Here is a 21,917-nt window from a genome sequence, read left to right on the forward strand (position 1 = left end):
GTTCTATCTTGCCTGCAGTTGCCGAAAGTTTGCTGGTGCCCGCGTAGTGCCGCCCGCGCCGGCACCCCCGGCTGTTGGGCGCCCTATGCTTGGGGATTATGAGTGCGCCCCGGAAAATCATCATGATCCGGCACGGCCAGTCTGCTGCCAATGCCGATACCTCGATCTACAACCGTGTTCCGGACTACCGGATCCCGTTGACGGCGCTGGGCCTTGAGCAGGCCACCGCGGCCGGGGAAGAGGTCCGCCGCCAGCTGGACGGCCGCCCGGTGTGCGTCTATGTCTCCCCTTACCTGCGCGCCTACCAGACCTTCGAGGCGCTCAACCTTGGCCCTCTGGTGGAGCGCGTGATCGAGGAACCGCGGCTGCGCGAACAGGACTGGGCCAACTTTCAGATCGCCGGCGACATTGAAGACCAGAAGGAGCTCCGCAACGCCTACGGGCACTTCTTCTACCGCTTCCGCGAGGGCGAGTCCGGTTCCGATGTCTACGACAGGATTTCCTCCTTCATGGAAACCCTGCACCGGCACTGGTCCAAGCCCAGCTACGCCCCGAACGCGCTGTTCGTGACGCACGGGCTGACCATGCGCCTGTTCTGCATGCGCTGGTTTCACTGGTCGGTGGAATATTTCGAGTCCTTGAACAACCCGGAGAACGCCGAGGTCCGCACCTTGCTGCGCACGGCGCGGGACAAGTACGAGCTCGACAAACCCTTCACCCAGTGGGAGAAGAGGCGCGTGGACGAGACCGTCCTCGACGCTCCGCCCATGATTTTCTAGCCAGTGCTAACGGATGGGCTGGCTAACGGACGGTCCGGCTACCGGGACGGGCTGCGCTACGCCGGCCCGCCACACTGCGTGCGTCAGGGGGATGCCGGGCCGGTAGGCCAGGTGCGTGGCCGACGGCGCGTTGAGCAGGTGCAGGTCCGCGCGGTGTCCGACGGCGATCGAGCCCACCGCCCGTTCGCCGTCGACGTCGTTCCCGGACTCCCGCCCCAGGGCCAGCGCGCCGCCGTAGGTCGCGGCGCGCACGGCCTCATGGACGCTCAGCCGCATCTGCAGCACGGCGGTGGTCACGCAGAAGGCCATGGAGCTGGTGTAGGACGTGCCGGGGTTGCAGTTGGACGCCAGCGCCAGCTGCACGCCGGCGTCGAGCAGTTCCCGGCCGGGGGCCAGCGGCTGCCGGGTGGACAGATCGCAGGCCGGAAGGCACGTTGCAACGGTGCCCCGCGTGCCGCTGCCGCCGGCGGCGTCCCAGCCGGACCAGCTGCCGGCCAGGGCATTGACATCCGCGGCCGAAAGGTAGTTCACGTGGTCCACGCTCGCGGCGCCGACTTCCACCGCCAGCCGGACACCGGGGCCCTCGCCCAGCTGGTTGCCGTGCACGCGCAGCCCCAGCCCTGCGGCCTTGCAGGCCAGGAGCACCCGGCGGGACTGGTCCTCGTTGAAGGCGCCCTGCTCGCAAAAGACGTCGGCCCAGCGGACGTAGGGCCGGACCGCGGTCAGCATCGGCCCGCAGACCAGCTCGGTGTATTCCTCCGCGTCCATCCCGGCGGGCACGAGGTGCGCGCCCAGGTAGGTCACCTCGTCCGCCACGGTTGAAGCGATGCGGGCGCTGCGGGCCTCGTTTTCGAGGTCCAGCCCGTAGCCGGTTTTGGTCTCGAGGTAGGTGGTGCCCTGTGACACGGCCTCCGCGACGCGGCCCATCGCCAGCCGGGTGAGGTCGAAGTCGCTCGTGGTCCGGGTGGCGCCGGTGGTGACGGCGATCCCGCCGGCGCTGTAGCTCTGTCCGGCCATCCGGGCCTCGAACTCGGCGGTGCGGTCCCCCGCGAAGATCAGGTGAGTGTGCGAATCGACCCAGCCCGGCAGGAGCGCCCGGCCACCGGCGTCGACGGCCTCGTCGGCCGCCGGCGCATCGGCTGCGGCGCCGAGCCAGGAAATCCGCTCCCCCTCGATCACCACCGCCGCGTCGCGGAGGACGCGGTGTTCCGCGTCCTGGGTCATCAGTTCGGCGATGTTGGTGATCAGGGTGCTCATAGAACCATTCTTTAGCGCCGGATGGACCAGCGGGTGGCGGCCAGCGCCTCCAGTGTCCGGGATGCCGGACTGGCCCCGGTGGGCGGGGACACACCCGGGGACTGGGCCGCGGCCGTGGCGGCGGGTCCCTGACCTGCCAGGATCAGGCCGGCGGCCAGCTCCGCAATCGCGGATGAGGTCTGGAAACCGTACCCGCCCTGGCCGGCGAGCCAGAAGAATCCGGTGGCCTCGGCGTCGAACCCCGCCACCGGGACGCCGTCGGCCGCCTCCGTCCGCAGTCCCGTCCAGGCCGTGTTAACGTTCCGGATCCCGAGCGTCGTGATCGCGTTGAGCCGGGCCACGAGCCGTTGGATGTCACCGGGATAGGGCCGGGCGTCCTCGGGGCCGCTGGGCACGTGCTCCGCGGGCGAGATCAGGACCTGGCCGTTCTTGGGCCGGAAGTAGAAGCTGTCATCGGCCGCGGCCACGAACGGGGAGGCCTCCGGGAGCGGATTCTCGACGTCGACGATCGCCGCGGTGCGCCGGTACGGCTGGAGGCCGAGCTTCTCGACGCCGCTGAGGACTGCGAGCTCGTCCGCCCAGGCGCCGGCGGCGTTGACCACGACGGCAGACTGGAAGCCTTCCTGCCCGGCGCCCAGTTCCCAGCCGGTGCCGAGGCGCTGGGCCGAATGGACCCTGGCGCCGGTGATGATGTCCACCCCTCCGGCCTCGGCGCGGCGCCGGTGGTCCTCGAGCAGCACCGGGGCGTTGCAGGCGAAGGATCCGGTGTCCAGGCCGGCGGCGCTGAATGCGTCCGGGACAAGGGCCGGGCACAAATCCAGTGCCTCGGCGTGGGTGATCCGGTGCATGTGGCCGCTGGCCTCCGCCCGGACGGTGGCGTCGTCCCCGATCAGCATGAAGCTGCGCGGTGTGAGCACCGGTTCCGGACGGTCGGCGTCCTGGGCGGCGATGACTTCCAGCGTCCGGAGGGTGAGTTCCTGGACCACGGGCGGGCCGTAGCTGGGAATCAGTTGCCCGGCCGAGCGGGCCGAGGTGTGGTACGCCAGGTTCTGCTCGGCCTCAATCAGGGCCACGCTGCATTGCCCGGCCAGGGTGGAGGCAAGGGACAGGCCGGCGATACCGCCGCCGACAATTACGACATCGTAATGAGCTGACATGGTCCCATCCTTGCAGATCGCCGCGTCAGACCGCGCCGGGACCTGCGCCTCGGCCAGCGGCGGCGGCTGTGCTGTCGGGTTTGTCTGCGTTGTCAGTGTTTTCAATGGTCCGCGGCACCGGGTCCAGGTGGCTGATGCCGGAGGTGGTCACCTGCAGCACTTGGGCCGTGGCAATGTCATAGAACAGCCCTGTCAGGTGCAGCCCGCCGGACCGCAAGCCCTGCTGCAGGCTGTGATGCCGCTGCAACTGCTCCAGCTGAACAACGGCTCGGGCACGGTCTCAGGAGCCGCCGCACCCCCGAAAAAGCCCGGGTAAATTCATGTCATATGGGAATTTGAGCCCTAATGAAGGGGCTAGGCCGCAAAAAGAATTTGCCCGAGCAGAGTGGCCGCCTCTGCTGGAGGACGCAGATGGACATGTCCCTTCCGACTCCGCACCGCTGGGCATGTCTCTCGTTGCCACGGGTCGGCCCGGGACATGCCCTTCCCTGGTCCGCGCGACTGGACATGTCCCTCGTTGCCGTGTGCCGGCCCGGGACATGCCCTTCGGTGGTCGTGGCCGTTGGACATAGTGGCATTATGTCCAGTCCTCGCTGCCGGAGCTGGACATGTCCCGCGGACAAGCAAGCGGAGGAAGCTTGGATGAACGAGCAAGGCGATGCCGGACCCCGTACATGAACAGGGGCCCGGCCTCAGGGATCCGCCCTAGGCTGCGGCCACCGCCGCGCGGCTGCGCACGAATGCCTGGACGCAGGCCTCGACGTCGTCGGAGCTGTGCGCCGCGGAGAGCTGCACGCGGATCCGGGCGGCGCCCTTGGGCACCACCGGGTAGCTGAACGCCGTGACGAACACGCCGTTGTGGAGCATGGCGTCGGCCACCTTGGCCGCCACGACGGCGTCGCCGAACATCACCGGGACAATTGCGTGCTCGCCGGGGAGCAGGTCGAAGCCTTCCTCGCTCATGCGGCTCCGGAAGAGCTCAGCGTTCGCGAAGAGCTTGCCGCGAAGTTCGCCGGAGTTCTCTACAAGGTCCAGGGCCGTGAGCGTGGCCGCGACGATTGCCGGGGCCAGCGAGTTGGAGAACAGGTACGGGCGGGCTTTCTGGCGAAGCATCGCCACGACCTCGCCGCGGCCCGAGACGTAGCCGCCAGACGCGCCGCCGAGGGCCTTGCCGAACGTGCCGGTGTAGATGTCCACGCGGTCCGAGACGCCGGCGTGTTCAGGCGTGCCGGCACCGGTGGCGCCCATGAAGCCCACCGCGTGGGAGTCGTCCACCATGACCAGGGCGTCGTACTTTTCGGCGAGGTCGCAGATCGCTTCGAGCGGCGCCAGGAAGCCGTCCATCGAGAAGACACCGTCCGTGACGATGATCTTGCGGCGGGCCGGGTTCTCCTGAGTGGTGGCCGCGATCAGCTTTGCCTCGAGGTCAGCCATGTCCTGGTTGGCGTAGCGGAATCGCTGGGCCTTGCAGAGCCGGATGCCGTCAATGATGGAGGCGTGGTTCAGGGCGTCGGAGATGACGGCGTCTTCCGGGCCGAAGAGGGACTCGAACACGCCGCCGTTGGCGTCGAAACAGCTGGAGAACAGGATGGTGTCCTCGGTGCCGAGGAACGCCGAGACGCGCTGCTCGAGGGCCAGGTGCAGGTCCTGGGTGCCGCAGATGAAGCGCACGCTGGCCATCCCGAAGCCTCGCTCGTCCATCGCGGTCTTCGCCGCGGCGATGATGTCCGGGTGGTCGGCGAGGCCCAGGTAGTTGTTCGCGCAGAAGTTCAGCACGTCGGCGCCGGACTCGCCGATCTGTCCGGCCTTGATGCGGTTGGCCTGGGGCGAGTCGATGTGCCGCTCGGTCTTGAACAGTCCGGCGCTGCGGATCTCATCGAGTTCGTGCTGCAGCTGGTCCTTGATGGCTGAATACATGGGTTGGCTCCTCAGCTGGTTGGATGCGGGGGCAAAGAATGCGGTGTGGAAAGGGCGGTGCGGAACGGGCCTGAAAAGCGGCTGGCCTAGAAAACGGTCCAGTCGAGGACCACCTTGCCGCCCACGCCGGCGCGGGCCACCTCGAATCCCTTTTCCCAGTCGGTGGCCGGCAGCGTGTCCGTGACGACGGCCGAGATGTTCGCGTGCAGGACCGGGCTGGAGGAGAGCATGGCGCTCATCGCGTACCAGGTCTCAAACATTTCGCGGCCGTAGATGCCCTTCATGGTCAGCATGTGCGTGACCACCTTGCCCCAGTTGATGTCGATGGACTGGCTGGGCAGTCCCAGCATTGCGATCCGGCCGCCGTGGTTCATGTTGTCGATCATCTCAGGCAGTGCCGTGGGGTGTCCCGACATTTCCATGCCGATGTCGAAGCCTTCGCGCATGCCGAGCTCGCGCTGGGCGTCCTTGACCCGCATCTTCGAGACGTCGATGGCGAGGTCGACGCCGAGCCTGTGGGCCAGTTCCAGCCGGGGAGCGGAGACGTCGGTGATCGCGATCTTCCGCGCGCCGGCGTGCCGGGCGACGGCGATTGCCATCAGCCCGATGGGTCCGGCACCGGTGATCAGGACGTCCTCACCAACCAGCGGAAAGCTCAGGGCCGTGTGCACGGCGTTGCCGAAGGGATCGAAGATGGCGCCGAGTTCCGGCGTGACGGAGGGGTCCTGGTGGACCCAGACGTTGGTTTCGGGGATCACCACGTACTCGGCGAAGGCGCCGTCGCGCTGGACGCCGACGCTGACCGTGTTGATGCACATCTGGCGGCGGCCGGCGCGGCAGTTGCGGCAGATGCCGCAGACGATGTGCCCTTCGCCGGAGACCCGGTCCCCCACCTTGACGTCCAGGACGTCCTCACCGGTCTCCACGACCTCACCGTAGAACTCGTGGCCGGCGATCAGGGGTGCGTTGATGATGCCCTGCGCCCAGGCGTCCCAGGCCTGGATGTGCAGGTCGGTGCCGCAGATGCCGGTGGTCATGACCCGGATCTTGACGTCGCCAGGGCCGGTTTTCGGCTCGGGACGGTCAACGAGCTCGAACCCTGCGTGGGCGCCGGCCTTGTAGAGAGCCTTCATGGGTCTTCCTAACTCTGAGATTCGCTCCGCGCGTTTTGTGCCGCCGCGCGGGGACGGGGTTGTGGGACAACTCACCCCATTAGACCCATCGGAAAGCATTAGCACAACCGAATTTTTCTCAATCGACGAATTAGGAACTGCTATTGCATAGAATGGCTGGATGGAAATCCACCAGCTGGAGATGCTGCGCGAACTCGGGGCCCTGGGCAGCGTCAAGGCCGTCGCCGAAACCCTTCTCGTGACGCCGTCGGCTGTGTCCCAGCAACTGGCCGCGCTGCAGAAAACCGTTGAGGTGCCGCTGACCCGCAAGGAGGGCCGGAACCTGGTGCTCACGGAGGCCGGCCAGGTCCTGGCCGACGCCGGAGCCGCGGTGGTCAGCGCGATGGCGGATGCGAAGATGGCGATCGGCGCGTACCACGGCTCACCGGTGGCGCCGGTGACGCTCAGCGGGTTCCACAGTGCCGGGCAGGCGCTGTTCGCGCCGCTGGCCCGGCTCCTGGACGGCCCCGGGCAACCCCGGATCCTGCTGTCCGACGAGGACGTCGCCCAGCAGGATTTCCCGGCCCTGACGGCGCGCTACGACTTGGTCCTGGCGCACCGGATGGATCACAGCCCGCGCTGGCCCGAGGAACGCGTCGCGGTAATCCCGCTGGCGCACGAGCCGCTGGACGTGGCCCTGCCGGCCGGGCATCGGCTGGCCGGCCAGCGGGCGGTGACGGCCGACGACGTCGTGGGCGAGCCGTGGGTGACCAGCCGCGCCGGCTACTCCCCCGCGGACGTGCTCTCCGCCGTCGCGGCGGTCTCCAGCCGTGAGCTGAACATTGTGCACCGCATCAACGACTACTCCACCGTGGCGGCCCTCGTGGCGGCCGGCGGCGTGATCGGCCTGCTGCCGCGGCACACCGCGCGGCCTGTGTTGAACCCGGACATTGTGCTGCGGCCGCTGGAAGGCATCAGCACCCGGCGCCGGATCGACCTCCTGGCCCGGCCGGAGAACCTTAAACGCACATCGGTCATGATGGTCTGCGAAGCACTGCAGACCATCATGACCGATTTAGTGGGCGGTTAGGGGCTAGCCCTCGACGCCGAGGCGCTGCAGGATCAGCTCCTTGACACGGCCGGCGTCGGCCTGCCCGCGGGTGGCCTTCATGACGCCGCCGACGATCGCACCGATCGCCTGGAGCTTGCCGGCGCGGATCTTGTCCGCGACGTCGGGCTGCGCGGCGAGGGCCGCGTCGATCGCTTCCAGGAGGGGGGCGTCGTCGGAGACCACGGCGAGGCCGCGCTTCTCGACGATTTCCGCCGGGGTGCCTTCGCCGGCGAGCACGCCGTCCAGGACCTCGGAGGCCATCTTGTTGTTGATCTTGCCGTCCTCCACCATCTTGTTCAGTTCCACGATGGTGGCCGGTGCGACGCCGAGCTGGCCGGGATCGACGTCGGCGTTCTTGGCGCGTCCGACGATCTCGCCCATCCACCATTTGCGGGCCACGGTGGCGGTGGCGCCGGCGGCGATGGTTTCCTCGATCTCGTCCATGACGCCGGCGTTGACGACGTCGCGGAACTCCAGGTCCGAGTAGCCCCAGTCGGCCTGCAGCCGCTTGCGGCGGGCGGCCGGCGGCTCGGGCAGGGTGGCCCGGAGTTCCTCGACCCATTCGCGGGACGCGGTAATCGGGACCAGGTCCGGTTCGGGGAAGTAGCGGTAGTCGTCGGCGTCGGACTTGGCCCGGCCCGACGTCGTGGTCCGTGTGTCCTCGTGCCAGTGCCGGGTTTCCTGGGTGACCGGCTCGCCGGAGTCCAGCACGGCGGCGTGCCGCTGGATCTCGTAGCGGACGGCGTGTTCGACGGCGCGCAGCGAGTTGACGTTCTTCGTTTCCGAGCGGATGCCGAAGCGTTCGCGGCCGTGCGGGCGCAGCGAGACGTTGGCGTCGCAGCGGACGTTGCCACGTTCCATCTTGGCGTCGGAGACCCCGAGGTTCTTGACGATTTCGCGGACGGCGGCCACGTAGGCCTTGGCGAGTTCGGGGGCGCGGCTGCCGGCGCCCTCGATCGGCTTGGTGACGATCTCGACCAGCGGCACGCCGGAGCGGTTGTAGTCCACCAGGGAGTAGTCAGCGCCCTGGATGCGGCCGGTGGCGCCGCCCATGTGGGTCAGCTTGCCGGCGTCCTCCTCCATGTGCGCGCGTTCGATCTCGACGCGGAACATGGTGCCGTCGGAGAGCTCGATGTCCAGGTAGCCGTCGTACGCGATGGGCTCGTCGTACTGGGAGGTCTGGAAGTTCTTCGGTGTGTCCGGGTAGAAGTAGTTCTTCCGGGCGAAGCGGCACCTCTCGGCGATCTTGCAGTTCAGCGCCAGGCCGATCTTGATCGAGGACTCGATCGCGGTCTTGTTCACCACCGGCAGCACGCCGGGCATGCCGAGGTCCACCTCGTTGACATTGGTGTTCGGCTCGTCGCCGAAGACGTTCGGCGCCGATGAGAACATCTTGGTCTTGGTGTTGAGCTCCACATGGACCTCGAAGCCCAGGACGGGATCGTACTTCTCCATTGCTTCTTCGAAGCTGAGGGTTGCGTCAGTCATTAGTGTGAACCTCCGTGGCTCGAAGCGGCGCCAGCCGGTGAAGCAGCCGGTGAAGAATCAGTAAGGGAAGGAGCCGTCAATGAAGGGGCACGGTCCAGCAGCGGTCCGCCCCACTGTGCCTCGAGCAGGGATTCCAGGACCGCGCCGACGCGGTACAGCCGGGCGTCCTGGCGGGCCGGGGCCAGCAGCTGGATGCCCACCGGCAGCCCGTCCTCATCGGCCAGGCCGCCGGGCAGGGAGAGCCCGGGGACGCCTGCCATGTTGGCGGGGATGGTGGCGACGTCGTTGAGGTACATCGCCAGCGGGTCGTTGAGCTTCTCGCCAAGCTTGAAGGCCGTGGTGGGGGCCGTCGGGGAGATCAGCACGTCGGCCTTGGCGAACGCGGCGTCGAAGTCGCGCTGGATCAGGGTGCGCACCTTCTGGGCCGAGCCGTAGTAGGCATCGTAGTAGCCGGCGCTCAAGGCGTAGGTGCCCAGGATGATGCGGCGCTTGACCTCATCGCCAAAGCCGGCGGCGCGGGTGGCGCCCATGACCCGTTCGATCGTCATCGGTCCCTGTGCGGGCAGGACCCGCAGGCCGTACCGGACGCCGTCGAACTTGGCCAGGTTGGAGGACGCCTCGGAGGGCATGATCAGGTAATAGGCGCCCAAGGCGTACTTGAAGTTGGGGCAGGAGACCTCGACGATCTCGGCGCCCGCGCCCTTGAGCAGCTCAAGGGATTCGTTGAAGCGGTTCTCGACGCCGGCCTGGTAGCCCTCGCCGTGGAGCTCCTTGATGATGCCGATCTTCATGCCCTCGACGTTGCCGGTCCGGGCGGCGGCGACGAGGTCCTCCAGCGGATCCGGGAGCGAGGTGGAATCGCGCGGATCGTGGCCGCCGATCACCTGGTGCAGCAGGGCCGAGTCCAGCACGGTGCGGGAGACCGGGCCGATCTGGTCCAGCGAGGAGGCCATGGCGATGGCGCCGTAGCGGGAGACACCGCCGTAGGTGGGCTTGACGCCGACCGTGCCGGTGACGGCGCCGGGCTGGCGGATGGAGCCACCGGTGTCCGTGCCGAGGGCCAGCGGAGCTTCGAAGGCCGCGACGGCGGCAGCGGAGCCACCGCCGGAACCGCCCGGGATGCGATCCAGGTCCCACGGGTTGTGGGTAGGGCCGTAGGCGGAGTGTTCGGTGGAGGAGCCCATCGCGAATTCGTCCAGGTTGGTCTTGCCCAGGATCGGCATCTTCGCGGCGCGCAGGCGCTCGACGACGGTGGCGTCATAGGGGCTGTTCCAGCCTTCGAGGATCTTCGAGCCGGCCGTGGTGGGCTGGCCGATGGTGACAATGAGGTCCTTGACGGCGATCGGCACACCTGCGAAGACGTGGAGCTCTTCGGCGGCGGCACCGCCGGCGGCGCGGATCGCGTCCACTTCGGCGGCGACGGCGAGCGCCTCATCCGTGTTGACGTGCAGGAACGCGTGGACCTTGCCGTCCACGGCCGCGATGCGGTCCAGGTACGCCTGGGTGACCTCGACGGCGGTGATCTCGCGGGCGGCGAGCTTCTCGGCGAGCGCGGCGGCGGAGAGGCGGATCAGTTCGTTGTTCTCAGTCATGGTCTTAGTCCTCATCCAGGATTGCCGGGACCTTGAAACGGCCTTCGTACGCGTCGGGGGCACCGGAGAGGGATTGCTCGGCCGTAAACGTGTGGCCCACGACATCCTCGCGGAACACATTGGTCAGCGGAATCGGGTGGGACGTAGCCGGGACATCATCACCGGCAGCTTCACTGACGGACTTCACTGAATCCACGATGACGGCGAGTTCGCCGGCCATCCTGTCCAGCTCTTCAGCACTCATCTCGATGTGCGCGAGTTGCGCGAGATGCGCGACGTCGTCGCGGTTGATCGCAGCCATGGATCTCCCCTGCAAGTTCGGATTATTTTCCGTCCCAGTCTACGTGGGTTGAACTGCTGTTACCGTCGGCCGCCGAGGAAGCACAACGACAAGCAACGCGGGGTCACTTACGGCCCATCCGGAGGTTCCGAATGGGCCGTAAGTGACCCCGCGTTGCTTGGTGCTGTGGGGGTGGTTAGCCGATGCCGATAGCCCCGGTGAGGACTCCTACGGCCAGCATGACGAGGGAGATCACGGCCGTGCGCCAGAGAACCTTCTTGTGGTGATCGCCGAGTTCCACCTTGGCGAGGGAGACCAGGAGCAGGATGGCCGGCACCAGGGGGCTCTGCAGGTGGAAGGGCTGGCCGGTGATGGAGGCGCGTGCCATGTCGGCGGCGCTGACGCCGTAGTGGGCCGCCGTCTCGCTGAGGACCGGCAGGACACCGAAGTAGAAGGCGTCGTTGCTCATGAAGAACGTCATCGGGATGCTCAGGACGCCGGTGATGATGGCCATGAACGGGCCCATGTCGGACGGGATGATCTGGACCAGCCATTCCGACATGGCCTTGACCATGCCCGTGCCGTTGAGGACACCCGTGAGGACCGCGGCGGCCATGACCATGCTGACGACGGCGACGATCGAAGGTGCGTGGGCGATCAGCTGGGCGCCCTGGTCCTTGACGTTGGGGAAGTTGACCAGCAGGGCGATGGCGGCACCGACCATGAAGACGAACGGGAGCGGAATGATGTTGGCAACGAGCGTCACCATGACCGCGACCGTCAGGCCGAGGTTGAACCAGAACAGCTTGGGGCGGAGGGTCTTGCGGTTGGGGTCCAGGGCGGTGTCGGCCATCGCGGAGTCGCGTTCGTCAACGAGGGTTTCAGTGCGCTCGAGCACTGCGACGGAGGATCCGCCAGTTGAGGGGCTTCCGACGGCGGCAGTTCCGCCGCTGGGCCCGGAGACCTTGGTGCCCGTACCCTTGCGGCCGAGGCCAAAGCGGCCCGCGCCGCTGCCGCCGTCGGACATCCCGGCGTCACCAGTGCCCCAGATCTCGGGGGCGGTGGCTCGGAGGCGGTTGCGTTCCTGCAGGCCGAGCAGCCAGGAGAAGACCAGCACCACAACGAGGCCTGCGATGAGGGACGGGACCATGGGCACGAAGACATCGTTGACGTCGAGCTTCAGCGCGGTTGCTGCACGGGCGGTGGGGCCGCCCCACGGCAGGATGTTCATGGTGCCGTTGGCCAGGCCCGCCACGCAGGTCAGGACCACGGGGCTCATCTTGAGCCGCAGGTAGACCGGCAGCATGGCCGCGGTGGTGAGGATGAAGGTGGTGGAACCGTCGCCGTCGAGGGACACTGCCGCTGCGAGGATGGCCGTGCCGAGGACCACCTTGGCGGGGTCGTTGCCGAGCTTGCGAAGGATGAACCGGACCAGGGGGTCAAACAGCCCGACGTCGATCATCAAGCCGAAGTAGATGATGGCGAACATGAGCAGGGCTGCAGTGGACGTCATCGACTTCATGGAGTCCATGACCATGGGCCCGATGCCGAGGCCCGCGCCGGCAAAAAGCCCGAAAATTGTGGGGACGATGATGAGCGCCAGTACGGGCGTCAATTTCTTCGTCATGATCAGCACCATGAATACCGCGATCATCGCGAATCCTAGTAATACCAGCACGGCCGGCTCCTTCTTCGTTGAATGACACCACTCCGGTGTGATGCGCACTACAGACGTTAGAGTGGCGCCCGTCACGACTGGGCCTTTGGCTCAATTGATTGGCATACTGCTTATTGGACGCATTTTGCGCATTTTGCTCACGTCCGCACAAACCCCAGTACCAACTCCCAGGCAGGAGCCCGATGAAGCGCCGCACAGCTATGCCGGCCCTTCGCTTTTCGACCCAGACGCTGTTGCTGCAGCTCGGCGTCGTGGCGCTGGTGGTTTTGCTCAGCAGCGCCGTCCACGCCTGGCTGACCTACGACAGGCTGGGCCGCGAGGCGGAAAGCCAGGCGCTGACCCTGGCCCGGACGGTGGCCTCGGACCCGTCAGTGCGGGCAGAGGTCCGGTCCATCAGCGCCCTTCCCGCCGCTCCCCCGGCGTCCGAGTTGCTGTCCGGTCCGTTGATGGCTGCCGCTGAGGGTGCCCGCACCCGCACCGGCGCGCTGTTCGTGGTCATCACGGACGAGACCGGTATCCGGCTGGCGCACCCGGACGCGGAGCGGCTGGGCGAAAAGGTCAGCACCGACCCCTCCGAGGCCCTCGCCGGCCGGGAGGTCACCACGCGCAACACGGGCACGCTGGGCCCGTCCGCCGGCGCCAAGGTCCCGGTCTACGCCCCGGACTCCGGGACCGTGGTGGGTGAGGTAAGCGTGGGGTACTCCACCGAAACAATCAGCCAAAGCCTGGCCCGGGACATCATCCCCATCGCCGCCACGGCCGCCGGTGCGCTGCTGGCCGGCGTGCTGGCCTCCTTCCTGCTGCGGCGGCGGCTCCAGCGGCTGACGCTCGGGCTGGAGCCCGAGGAGATCAGCAGCCTCGTGCACGACCAGGTGGCCGTGCTGCAGGGGGTCGACGACGGCGTGATCGGCGTTGCGGCCGACGGCAGGGTCAGTGTTTTCAACGCCGCCGCCCAGCGGCTCCTCGGCGTCCCCGACCTGGCGGGCAGCGCCTGGGCCACTGCGCCGGTGCCGGCCCAGCTGAAAGCCCTGACCCGGGCCGACGCGGCGGAGGGTGAGGCCGTGGAACTCGTGGCCGGGGGCCGGGTCCTGGTGGCGAGCGCCCGCAAGGCCCTGCATCGTCGCGAGGACCTGGGCTGGGTGGTGATGCTCCGGGACCGGACCGAGCTGCAGCAGCTGACCCGCCAGCTCGACGCCGTCGGCACCATGTCCGCGGCCTTGCGGGCGCAGCGCCACGAATTCGCCAACCAGCTGCACACGATCGCCGGCTTCATGAGCATCGGCCAGCCCCAGCAGGCCCAGGACTACCTCGCCAAACTGGCCGGCACCGGGCCGCTGGCGTTCCCGGTGGACCAGGCCGAGCTGCTTCAGGATCCCTACCTGCAGGCCTTCCTGGGCGCCAAGGGCGTCGAGGCGGACGAGCGCGGCGTAAGCCTGCGCCTCGGCCCGGAATCCGTGGTCCGCGGCCATGTCACCGAGCCGCAGGACGTCACCACCGTCTTGGGGAACCTGATCGACAACGCCGTGAACGCCGCCGTCGCCGGTTCTGCGGCCGAGCGCTGGGTGGAAGTGGAAGTGCTGGACGAACCGGGCATCGACGCAGGCCCCGGCACACTTCACATTGTGGTGGCGGATTCCGGCGATGGCCTGGGCGCCGGAATGACAGCCGCGGAGGCGGAGGCGGTCTTCGCGGAAGGCTATACGACCTCGGACCGGCCGGCGCGGGCTGGCGCCGGCCAGGGCCTGGGGCTGGCGTTGTCCCGGCAGCTCGCGCGCCGCCGCGGCGGAGACGTCCGCCTGCTCGATGCGGGCATCCCCGGCGGCCCGGGCGCCGTGTTCGTCGCCACCCTGCCGGGAACCACCGAACCTACTGCTACTAAACCCGGCGGAGAGGACAACGATGTCTGAGGATTTCAGGGTGCTGATTGTCGATGATGATTTCCACGTCGCCAAGCTGCATGCCGCCTACGTGGATTCGGTGGCGGGGTTCCTGGCCCTGCCCCCGGCCGGATCGGCGTCGCAGGCCCTGCAGGCCATCCACAGCCTGCGCCCGGACCTGGTGCTGCTGGACGTCTACCTCCCGGACGCGTCGGGACTGGACCTGCTGCACCAACTGGACGTGGACACCGTGGTCCTCAGCGCGGCCTCGGACACGGCCTCGCTCCGGCTCGCGTTCCGGCGCGGGGCACTGGGCTACCTGCTCAAGCCCTTCACGGCCGATGCCCTCTCGCAGCAGCTGCGCTCCTATGCCCGCTACCGCCGGATCCTGGCGCAGCCGGGATCCGTCAACCAGGAGACGGTGGAACGCGCCAAGCGCGCCCTGATCCCGGGCGATGTCGTCACGTCCGCGCGGCCCCGCTCTGCCACGGAAGCCGCGGTGCTCGAATCCCTGGTTCCCGGCGAGCAGTACTCGGCTGCCGACGTCGCCGCCCGGGTAGGCGTGTCCCGGGCCACCGCCCAGCGGTACCTGTCGGCGCTGGCGGACGACGGCGCCGTCGACATCCAGCTGCGCTACGGCACCACCGGGCGCCCCGAGCACCGCTACGGGATCCCGGCCCGAACCGGTCACTAGTAACGCACCCCAAGCAACGCGGGGTCATCTACGGCCCATGTCGACTGCCGGCATGGGCCATACGTGACCCCTCGTTGCTCCTAGGCGCGGTTGTACCTAGGCGCCGTCGGGCCGCTTCTGTGGCGCCGCCTGCTCGGCCTGCACGGCCCGGTGGATGTTGCCGTGGATCATCTCCGCCCCGATGCGCTCGATCACGCCGTCGCGCTCCAGGACCGCCCGAACCGCGGGCTTGAGCCGGGTCAGGCGCAGGTTGACGTCCGACTCGCGGGCGAGGCGTGCGATGTCCGCCATCTTTGCTGCCCCCTGGGAGTCGACGAAATTGATCCCGCCGCAGTCGAGCACAATGCCGGTGAGCCCCGGCGTGGTCTGGATGACCTCGCGCAGCCGGTCCTCCAGGGCGTCGGCGGTGGCGAAGAAGAGGCCGCCGTCGAACCGGATCACGGCAATGCCGGGAACGATCTCGTCGCCGGGGTGCTCGCCGGTGTCGCGGAACACCTGGGTGCCCTGTTCGCGGCCGAGGGACGGCATCTGCGGGTGGGTGGCCACCCGGACGAGCCAGAAGAGCGAGAGGCCGATCCCGATCACGACGCCGGCGAGCACGCCGAAGATGAGCGTGCCGATAATCGCGGCGACCGCAATCCAGAAGTCGAACCTTTGTACCCGGGCCAGCCGCCGCATCTCAGGCACGTTCATCATGCCCATGACTACGGCCTCTATGATCAGCGCGGCCAGCACAGGCTTCGGCAGGATGGACAACAGCGGCGCCAGGAAGAGCAGCGTGAGCAGAACGGTGACCCCCGACGTGAGGGAGGCGAGGCCGGTCTTCGCCCCGGAGTGGTCGTTCAGCGAGCTCGCCGACAGACTCGTCGAGACGGGCATCCCCTTGAAGAGTCCGGCGGCAATGTTGGCCATCGACTGGGCAATCGATTCCTGGTTGATATCGATCTGGTAGCGGTGCTTCGCAGCGAAAGCCCTCGCATCCCCGGCGGTCTGGGAGAAGCCGATCAGGACCAGTGCCACCGCCGCGGCGGCCACGGTGCCCACGTGGTCCCACATCAACTGGCCGTTCGGGACTTGAAGCGAGGGCAGGCCTCTGGGCACGTCGCCCACCAGGGCCACCCCTTTGGCCCCGAGATCGAACAGCGCCGCAGCCAGCAGTCCGCCCACCACCAGGACCAGGGCGCCGGGAACTCCGGGCGCGACGGCTTTTAATCCAAAGACGACGGCCAGCGCGACGACGCCCACCACCACCGTGGTCGGCTGCGCCTCGCCCAGGGTGCCGAGCCAGGACCGCAGTTCCTGGATCGGGTTGGAGCCGGTGACCTCGGTCCCGGTGAGTTTGGGGAGCTCTCCAATGACGACGTCGATCGCCGCGCCGAATAGGAAACCGGTGACCACGGCCTTCGAAAGGAACTGCGCAATCCAGCCCATCTTGAAGACGGCGAGAAGCAGAAACAGGATGCCGGAGGCCAGGGTGATCCCGGCAACGAACGAGGCGACGTCTTGTTCGCTGGTAATGCCTGCCGCGAGCACGGCACTCGCAGCCACCGCGGCGAGGCCCGAGCTCGGCCCCATCGAGATTTGCCGGCACGTGCCGAAGATTGCGTACACGATGGCGCCGGCGGCCGCGGCATACAGGCCATTCTGCAGCGGGATCCCCGCGATGCCGGCATATCCCAGATTCTTGGGCACGATCAGGGCCGCGACGGTGACGCCGGCGATCAGATCGCCCCGCAGCCACTTGCGGTCATACGAGCGGAACTGGCCGATGAGCGGGACCCGGGCGGGGCCCCTGACGTGCGCCCTCTTCATGCGCCAGTCATACTCCACGCCCGGGAGTTCCGCCAGAGTCTAAGACAGCGACGCGGGGTCACTTATGGCCCATCAGGACCGCCGGAATGGGCCGTAAGTGACCCGGCATTGTTGGTTCCTAGCTGGCGCTCTTCTGGGCGACGAGTTCGATCTCGACGAGCATCTTGGGATCCAGGAACGGCAGCACGTGGACCAGGGAGAGCGTGGGACGGATCTCGCCGAAGACCTCGCCGTGGGCACGGCCGGCCTCTTCCCACTTGCTGATGTCCGTCAGGTACAGCTCGGACTGCACCACGTCCTCGAAGCCGAAGCCGGCGTCGGCGAGCACTGCGCCGAGCTTCTGCAGAATGTAGCTCGTCTGGGTATAGAAATCGTCACCGACAATTCCGTCCTCGCCGCTGGCAGCGGTTGCAGCCACCGCCCGGGCAAGGGGATTCTGGCTAGAGCTCCTGTCTAGAGCTCCTGGCGGTAAACGAGCAGTTTGATGTCCGTGCCCGGCACCAGCCAGTCGCGCTCCGGCGCCCGGAGAAAGCCCGTCTTCCGGTAGAGGCCGTGGGCACTTTCCCAGGTCTCACCCGTCGTGAGGGCCACGGCGCGGATTCCGGGCAGGGACTTGGCGTGGTCGATGATGGCCTGGACCATGGCCTTGCCGGCGCCGCTGCGCTGGACGGACGGGTCCACCACGAGCATCCGGAACTCGAGCTCGTCGCTTTGGGCGATATCCGCGTACGGCTCCCCCTCGACCGCCAGCGTCACCGAGCCGAGGATCAGGCCCTCCCGCTCCGCGACCCAAACCGTCGCGTCCGCCGCACGCTGCTCGACGTTCTGGATCTGCAACATGTACGGGTGGTCGGCGCTCTGAAAGTAGCCCGCCGCCAGGTAGGCGTCCCGGGTGATGCGCGCTATGGCGTCGTAGTCGGCCGGAACGGCGGGGCGAATGAGGATCTGCGAAGGCACCTGTCAATGGTACGGGCGCCAGGCCCGGGCCCGGACCGGTAGGGCTGTTTCCGTGACAGAACTATCAATTAAGTCAGGCGCTCAGATTAGGAGCCGACCGGCACAAACGACCTAGAGGGGGAACTTGCCGGAGAGTTCCAGCGGTCCGGCGCACGTCCATGCCGCAAGGCGCTCGTCGTCGGAGGGGCCGCCGGCCAGGGGGCTGGTGAGCCGCGGCCGGCGCACCCAGCAGCCTGCTTCCTCGGCGATCAGGGCCCCGGCGGCGAAGTCGTGTTCGTTGAGCCCGCGCTCACCGAAGGCATCGAGCGTGCCGTCCGCCACCAGGCAGAGGTCCAGCGCCGCCGAGCCCAGCCGGCGCATGTCGGCGAAGCCGTCCAACAGGGAGCCAAGGCCGGCGGCCTGTTCCGCCCGGACGTCGGGATCGTAGCTGAAGCCTGTGGCCAGGATCTGCCCGGCCCGCCCCGGGACGGGTCCGAACAGCGAGGTCAGTGTGCCCTGCTCCTGGAGCCAGGCCCCCTCGCCGCGGGACGCGTAGTAGGTGCGCCCCAGCGCCGGTGCGTTGACGACGCCGGCCAGCCAGACGCCGTCGGCATCCGCCACCGCCACGGAGGTGGCGTAGTAAACAATGTTGCGGATGAAATTGGTGGTGCCATCGAGCGGATCGACGGACCAGCGGTAGCCGCTGGGCTGCGCCGGCAGGACGGTGCCGCCCTCCTCCCCCGTGATGATGTCCCACGGCCGGGCGGCGGTGATGACGTCCCGGACGGCGGCTTCGGCGGCGAGGTCAAAAGCCGTCACCCAGTCTCCTGAGTCGCCCTTGTTGCTGACGTCCAAGGCTGCGGTTCTGCGGGTGGCCAGGACGGCGGCCCCCGCCGCCGCGGCCGACTTGGCCAGTTCCAGCAACGCCGGGATGCCTGGTGCGGACTCGGGAGGGACGCCGGGACGGGCGCTCATTCGGCCGCCGCAGCGGCGACGTCGTGGGACCCGCCGTCGTCGTCAGAGTCCGGGACGCTGTCCTGGACGCCGTCGGCGACGCTGTCCTCGGGGCCCTCCGCACCGGCGTCGGCCGGCCCGTCCGCCAGCAGCGCCCGGAAGCCGTCCTCATCCAGGACGGGAACGCCAAGCTGTTCGGCCTTGTCCAGTTTGGTGCCGGCGTTCTCGCCTGCCACCACGTAGCTGGTGTTCTTCGAGACCGAACCGGCCGCCTTACCGCCGCGGATCAGGATGGCTTCCTTGGCCTCATCGCGACTGAAGCCGTCGAGGCTTCCGGTCACCACGATGGTCAGCCCTTCCAGGGTCCTGGGCATGGACTCGTCGCGTTCGTCCGCCATCCGGACGCCTGCGTCCGCCCAGCGGTCCACGATGTCGCGGTGCCAGTCCTCCGCAAACCATTCCGTCAGCGCCTGGGCGATCACCGGACCCACGCCGTCGACGTGGGCGAGCTCCTCCTCGGAGGCCCCACGGATGCCCGCCATGCTGCCGAACGCGGTGGCGAGGGCGCGCGAGGCCCGCGGGCCGACGTGCCGGATGGACAAGGCCACCAGGACCCGCCACAGCGGCTGGGACTTCGCCTTCTGAAGTTCCCGGAAGAGCTTGTCCGTGGTGGCCGTGGGCTTGGACGGGGTCTTGGTGGTGGCCTTGGTGTAGAAGTAGGGCACCAGCTCGAATTCCCCCGTGCCCACGCCCTTGGAGCGCTTCTCGCGGCGGACGCGGACGTCCGCGAGCTGCTCCGGAGTCAGGTCGAACAGTGTCGCCTCCGTGGTCAGCGGCGGCGTGGTGGGCTCTGCGGGCTGGGTCAGTGCGATGGCGGCTTCCCAGCCGAGGGCCTCGATGTCGAAGGCCCCGCGACCGGCGAGGTGGAAGACGCGTTCGCGCAGCTGCGCCGGGCAAGACCGGGAGTTGGGGCAGCGGATGTCCACGTCCCCTTCCTTCCCGGGTGCCAGTGGCGTGCCACAGGCGGGGCATTCGGTGGGCATGATGAAGTCGCGGACGGGCGGGTCCTGGGCGTCCCGGAGCGCCAGGACCGGGCCCACAATTTCCGGAATGACGTCTCCGGCCTTCCGCAACACCACGATGTCGCCGATCTTCACGCCCTTGGCAATGACCACTTCCTGGTTGTGCAGGGTGGCCATTTCCACGGTGGAACCGGAAACCTTGACCGGTTCCATCACGCCGTACGGGGTGACCCGGCCGGTGCGTCCGACATTGACGGCGATGTCGAGCAGCTTGGTGTGGACCTCTTCCGGCGGGTATTTGTAGGCCACGGCCCAGCGCGGCACCCGGGTGGTGTAGCCCAGGGCCCGCTGTGTGGCGAAGTCGTCCACCTTGATGACAATGCCGTCGATCTCGTGGGTGAGGCTGTGCCGCTTGTCGCCGTAGCGCTTGATGAAGTCCAGCACGTCGGCCAGCCCGGCGAGGACCTCGAAGTAGGGGCTCGTGGGCAGGCCCCACTCGGCGAGCTTGCGGTAGGTCTCCGACTGGCTGGCAATGTCGAGTCCCTTGCGGGCGCCAATGCCGTGGACGTACATCCGCAAGGGTCGCTTGGCGGTTTCGGCCGGGTCCTTCTGCCGCAGCGAGCCTGCAGCGGCGTTGCGCGGGTTGGCCAGCGGCGCTTTGCCGGCCTCGATCAGGGCTTCGTTGAATTCGGCAAAGGCCTGGGACGGGATGAAGACCTCGCCGCGGACTTCCATCTCCGCCGGGAAGCCGGAGCCGCTGAGCTGCTGCGGGATTTCCTTGATGGTCAGGACGTTGTGCGTGATGTCCTCGCCGGTGGTGCCGTCGCCGCGGGTGGCGGCCCGGACCAGCACACCGTCGCGGTAGAGCAGGTTGACGGCCAGTCCGTCGATCTTCAGTTCGGTGAGCCACGACGGCGGGTTGCCGCCATTGCCGATCTTGGCAACGCCTGCCTCGGCCTTCACCATCCAGGCCTCAAGCTCCTCGAGCGAGAAGACATCTTCCAGGCTGTACATGCGCTGCAGGTGCTGGACGGCGGTAAACGCCGCCGAGACCTCGCCGCCGACTTCCTGCGTGGGCGAATCGTTGGCCACCAGTTCCGGATGCATGGCTTCGATCGTTTCCAGCCGCCGGTAGAGCTCGTCGAACTCGGCGTCGGAGATGGTCGGGGCATCCTCCTGGTAGTACGCAAAGCGGTGTTTGCGGACCTGTTCCACGAGGTCCTCATACTCCTCGCGGATGTCCCCGGACGGGACCGGCTCCCCCTCGGGAGGTTGAGGATCCGTGGCGTGCCCGGGGGCTTCTTCGGCTGCTTTGTCAGTCTCTGCTGCGGTGTTCCCTGTGCTCACAGACCTATCCTGCCCTAGATCACCGACATTGTCCGGTCCAAGGTCGGGGCGCGGGCCGGCGAGTGCGGGACCAGCGTCCGGCCAGCGTCCAGTCGCGGGCCGGTCAGGCGAGCGTATTCTCGTTTGCCGTCCGGGCGTCGATCACGATCGCAGTGATGTTGTCCCGGCCGCCACTGCGCAACGCCGCCTGGATCAGTTCGTCCACGGCCGTCTGGGGATCCGCCTCGGCCGCAAGGATGCCGGCAATCTGCTCATCGCTCAGTTCTCCGTTGAGGCCGTCGGAGCAGACCAGGATCCTGTCGCCGTTCTCCAGGGGAAGCAGCCAGTAGTCGGCCTCGGAGTCGTCTCCGGTGCCCAACGCTCGCGTCACAACGTGCCTGCGCGGATACACAGCAGCCTCGGCCTCGCTGATCTGGCCGGTGTCCAGGAGTTCCTGCACCTCGGAATGGTCCACGCTGATCTGCGCGAGCTGGCCGTGGCTGTACCGGTAGGTGCGTGAATCACCGATGTTGAGCACAAGCCAGTAGGGAACGTCCAGCTGTTCCACCACCACGACGCCGGACAGGGTGGTCCCGGCGCGGGATCCGGTGGCGTGACGGATGCCGGCGTCGGCCATCAGCAGGTACTCCTGGAGGATGTCCGCCGTCGCGTCCCGGCTGCCGGTCTTGAACTGGGGCAGCTCGGCCAGGGTGCGCACGCAGATACCGCTGGCAACTTCGCCCGCCTCATGGCCGCCCATGCCGTCCGCCACGGCGAAGACGGGGTCGGCGGCAATGAAGGAGTCCTCGTTCGCCTCGCGGCGCAGCCCCCGGTCCGTGCCGTACCCGCAGCGCAGGCGCGGTCCCCGTTCCCCGTCCGACGGCGGGAGGGGGGCGTCTGGCGTTGGGTTCATGGCGGTCCTCAA

General features: G+C 68.1%; 19 protein-coding genes. 4 read left to right on the forward strand and 15 right to left on the reverse strand.

Annotated elements, in window-relative coordinates; genetic code table 11:
- Positions 1-98 precede the first annotated feature (98 nt).
- Positions 99-779, forward strand: a complete 681-nt coding sequence (locus tag AC1DKQ_RS07635; protein ID WP_476918585.1) for a histidine phosphatase family protein — start codon at positions 99-101, stop codon at positions 777-779.
- Between the two features lie 6 nt (positions 780-785).
- Here the strand turns inward: AC1DKQ_RS07635 and hutI are convergent, their stop codons facing one another.
- The 5 genes from hutI to tdh all read right to left on the reverse strand — a co-directional run bounded on the left by hutI (position 786) and on the right by tdh (position 6,243).
- Positions 786-2,036 (reverse strand): imidazolonepropionase, encoded by a 1,251-nt coding sequence (gene hutI, locus AC1DKQ_RS07640; protein WP_476918586.1) that lies wholly within the window; start codon positions 2,034-2,036, stop codon positions 786-788.
- Between the two features lie 11 nt (positions 2,037-2,047).
- Positions 2,048-3,193 carry an NAD(P)/FAD-dependent oxidoreductase gene (locus tag AC1DKQ_RS07645; RefSeq protein ID WP_476918587.1) on the reverse strand — a complete coding sequence of 382 codons (1,146 nt, stop codon included), beginning with the start codon at positions 3,191-3,193 and terminating at the stop codon, positions 2,048-2,050.
- A 25-nt stretch (positions 3,194-3,218) separates the two neighbouring features.
- Positions 3,219-3,440 carry a hypothetical protein gene (locus AC1DKQ_RS07650; RefSeq protein ID WP_476884013.1) on the reverse strand — a complete coding sequence of 74 codons (222 nt, stop codon included), beginning with the start codon at positions 3,438-3,440 and terminating at the stop codon, positions 3,219-3,221.
- A 458-nt stretch (positions 3,441-3,898) separates the two neighbouring features.
- Complete coding sequence (locus AC1DKQ_RS07655; RefSeq protein WP_476918588.1) at positions 3,899-5,110, reverse strand: glycine C-acetyltransferase; 1,212 nt, start codon at positions 5,108-5,110, stop codon at positions 3,899-3,901.
- 86 nt (positions 5,111-5,196) lie between these two features.
- On the reverse strand, positions 5,197-6,243 hold the full coding sequence (tdh, locus tag AC1DKQ_RS07660) for an L-threonine 3-dehydrogenase (protein ID WP_476884015.1): 1,047 nt from the start codon (positions 6,241-6,243) through the stop codon (positions 5,197-5,199).
- A 160-nt stretch (positions 6,244-6,403) separates the two neighbouring features.
- Here tdh and AC1DKQ_RS07665 point away from each other — a divergent pair, with 160 nt between their 5' ends.
- Positions 6,404-7,312, forward strand: a complete 909-nt coding sequence (locus AC1DKQ_RS07665) for a LysR family transcriptional regulator (protein ID WP_079551528.1) — start codon at positions 6,404-6,406, stop codon at positions 7,310-7,312.
- Between the two features lie 3 nt (positions 7,313-7,315).
- Here AC1DKQ_RS07665 and gatB read toward each other — a convergent pair whose 3' ends face one another.
- The 4 genes from gatB to AC1DKQ_RS07685 form a co-directional block, all read right to left on the reverse strand.
- A complete protein-coding gene (gene gatB / locus AC1DKQ_RS07670) occupies positions 7,316-8,821 on the reverse strand; it encodes an Asp-tRNA(Asn)/Glu-tRNA(Gln) amidotransferase subunit GatB (protein WP_377986112.1) in 1,506 nt (501 codons plus the stop codon).
- Positions 8,821-10,413: an Asp-tRNA(Asn)/Glu-tRNA(Gln) amidotransferase subunit GatA gene (gene gatA, locus AC1DKQ_RS07675; RefSeq protein WP_476918589.1), complete on the reverse strand. Its 1,593-nt coding sequence runs from the start codon at positions 10,411-10,413 to the stop codon at positions 8,821-8,823. Before gatA ends, gatB begins: the two co-directional genes overlap by 1 nt.
- 4 nt (positions 10,414-10,417) lie before the next feature.
- Positions 10,418-10,714 (reverse strand): Asp-tRNA(Asn)/Glu-tRNA(Gln) amidotransferase subunit GatC, encoded by a 297-nt coding sequence (gatC, locus tag AC1DKQ_RS07680; protein ID WP_026537696.1) that lies wholly within the window; start codon positions 10,712-10,714, stop codon positions 10,418-10,420.
- A gap of 175 nt (positions 10,715-10,889) precedes the next feature.
- Entirely contained in the window at positions 10,890-12,371 is a 1,482-nt protein-coding gene (locus tag AC1DKQ_RS07685) for a CitMHS family transporter (RefSeq protein ID WP_476918590.1), read from the reverse strand.
- 182 nt (positions 12,372-12,553) lie between these two features.
- On the opposite strand from AC1DKQ_RS07685, the gene AC1DKQ_RS07690 reads away from it, so the two are divergent.
- Both AC1DKQ_RS07690 and AC1DKQ_RS07695 read left to right on the forward strand, forming a co-directional pair.
- The gene (locus tag AC1DKQ_RS07690; RefSeq protein WP_476918591.1) at positions 12,554-14,278 is read left to right on the forward strand and encodes a sensor histidine kinase; all 1,725 of its coding nucleotides are present in this window, start codon (positions 12,554-12,556) and stop codon (positions 14,276-14,278) included.
- Positions 14,271-14,942 (forward strand): response regulator, encoded by a 672-nt coding sequence (locus AC1DKQ_RS07695; protein WP_476884019.1) that lies wholly within the window; start codon positions 14,271-14,273, stop codon positions 14,940-14,942. The genes AC1DKQ_RS07690 and AC1DKQ_RS07695 overlap by 8 nt, the downstream gene beginning before the upstream one ends.
- A 96-nt stretch (positions 14,943-15,038) precedes the next feature.
- Here the strand turns inward: AC1DKQ_RS07695 and AC1DKQ_RS07700 are convergent, their stop codons facing one another.
- The 6 genes from AC1DKQ_RS07700 to AC1DKQ_RS07725 all read right to left on the reverse strand — a co-directional run bounded on the left by AC1DKQ_RS07700 (position 15,039) and on the right by AC1DKQ_RS07725 (position 21,905).
- A complete protein-coding gene (locus AC1DKQ_RS07700) occupies positions 15,039-16,754 on the reverse strand; it encodes a SulP family inorganic anion transporter (protein ID WP_476918592.1) in 1,716 nt (571 codons plus the stop codon).
- Positions 16,755-16,872: 118 nt separating this feature from the next.
- Positions 16,873-17,172: a Rid family hydrolase gene (locus tag AC1DKQ_RS07705; protein ID WP_476918593.1), complete on the reverse strand. Its 300-nt coding sequence runs from the start codon at positions 17,170-17,172 to the stop codon at positions 16,873-16,875.
- A gap of 35 nt (positions 17,173-17,207) precedes the next feature.
- The gene (locus tag AC1DKQ_RS07710) at positions 17,208-17,711 is read right to left on the reverse strand and encodes a GNAT family N-acetyltransferase (protein ID WP_476918594.1); all 504 of its coding nucleotides are present in this window, start codon (positions 17,709-17,711) and stop codon (positions 17,208-17,210) included.
- A 111-nt stretch (positions 17,712-17,822) separates the two neighbouring features.
- On the reverse strand, positions 17,823-18,665 hold the full coding sequence (locus tag AC1DKQ_RS07715) for an inositol monophosphatase family protein (protein ID WP_476918595.1): 843 nt from the start codon (positions 18,663-18,665) through the stop codon (positions 17,823-17,825).
- On the reverse strand, positions 18,662-21,013 hold the full coding sequence (ligA, locus tag AC1DKQ_RS07720) for an NAD-dependent DNA ligase LigA (protein ID WP_476918596.1): 2,352 nt from the start codon (positions 21,011-21,013) through the stop codon (positions 18,662-18,664). Before ligA ends, AC1DKQ_RS07715 begins: the two co-directional genes overlap by 4 nt.
- 103 nt (positions 21,014-21,116) lie before the next feature.
- Positions 21,117-21,905: a PP2C family protein-serine/threonine phosphatase gene (locus AC1DKQ_RS07725; RefSeq protein WP_476918597.1), complete on the reverse strand. Its 789-nt coding sequence runs from the start codon at positions 21,903-21,905 to the stop codon at positions 21,117-21,119.
- Positions 21,906-21,917: the final 12 nt, after the last annotated feature.

The organism is Arthrobacter sp. 05L421 (assembly GCF_056397785.1).

What these genes read in the sequence shown, in the direction of transcription:
- AC1DKQ_RS07635 (WP_476918585.1), top strand. Translation starts at nt 99, where the DNA reads ATGAGTGCGCCCCGGAAAATCATCATGATCCGGCACGGCCAGTCTGCT.
- hutI (WP_476918586.1), bottom strand. Translation starts at nt 2,036, where the DNA reads ATGAGCACCCTGATCACCAACATCGCCGAACTGATGACCCAGGACGCG.
- AC1DKQ_RS07645 (WP_476918587.1), bottom strand. Translation starts at nt 3,193, where the DNA reads ATGTCAGCTCATTACGATGTCGTAATTGTCGGCGGCGGTATCGCCGGC.
- AC1DKQ_RS07655 (WP_476918588.1), bottom strand. Translation starts at nt 5,110, where the DNA reads ATGTATTCAGCCATCAAGGACCAGCTGCAGCACGAACTCGATGAGATC.
- tdh (WP_476884015.1), bottom strand. Translation starts at nt 6,243, where the DNA reads ATGAAGGCTCTCTACAAGGCCGGCGCCCACGCAGGGTTCGAGCTCGTT.
- AC1DKQ_RS07665 (WP_079551528.1), top strand. Translation starts at nt 6,404, where the DNA reads ATGGAAATCCACCAGCTGGAGATGCTGCGCGAACTCGGGGCCCTGGGC.
- gatB (WP_377986112.1), bottom strand. Translation starts at nt 8,821, where the DNA reads ATGACTGACGCAACCCTCAGCTTCGAAGAAGCAATGGAGAAGTACGAT.
- gatA (WP_476918589.1), bottom strand. Translation starts at nt 10,413, where the DNA reads ATGACTGAGAACAACGAACTGATCCGCCTCTCCGCCGCCGCGCTCGCC.
- gatC (WP_026537696.1), bottom strand. Translation starts at nt 10,714, where the DNA reads ATGGCTGCGATCAACCGCGACGACGTCGCGCATCTCGCGCAACTCGCG.
- AC1DKQ_RS07690 (WP_476918591.1), top strand. Translation starts at nt 12,554, where the DNA reads ATGAAGCGCCGCACAGCTATGCCGGCCCTTCGCTTTTCGACCCAGACG.
- AC1DKQ_RS07695 (WP_476884019.1), top strand. Translation starts at nt 14,271, where the DNA reads ATGTCTGAGGATTTCAGGGTGCTGATTGTCGATGATGATTTCCACGTC.
- AC1DKQ_RS07700 (WP_476918592.1), bottom strand. Translation starts at nt 16,754, where the DNA reads ATGAAGAGGGCGCACGTCAGGGGCCCCGCCCGGGTCCCGCTCATCGGC.
- AC1DKQ_RS07715 (WP_476918595.1), bottom strand. Translation starts at nt 18,665, where the DNA reads ATGAGCGCCCGTCCCGGCGTCCCTCCCGAGTCCGCACCAGGCATCCCG.
- AC1DKQ_RS07725 (WP_476918597.1), bottom strand. Translation starts at nt 21,905, where the DNA reads ATGAACCCAACGCCAGACGCCCCCCTCCCGCCGTCGGACGGGGAACGG.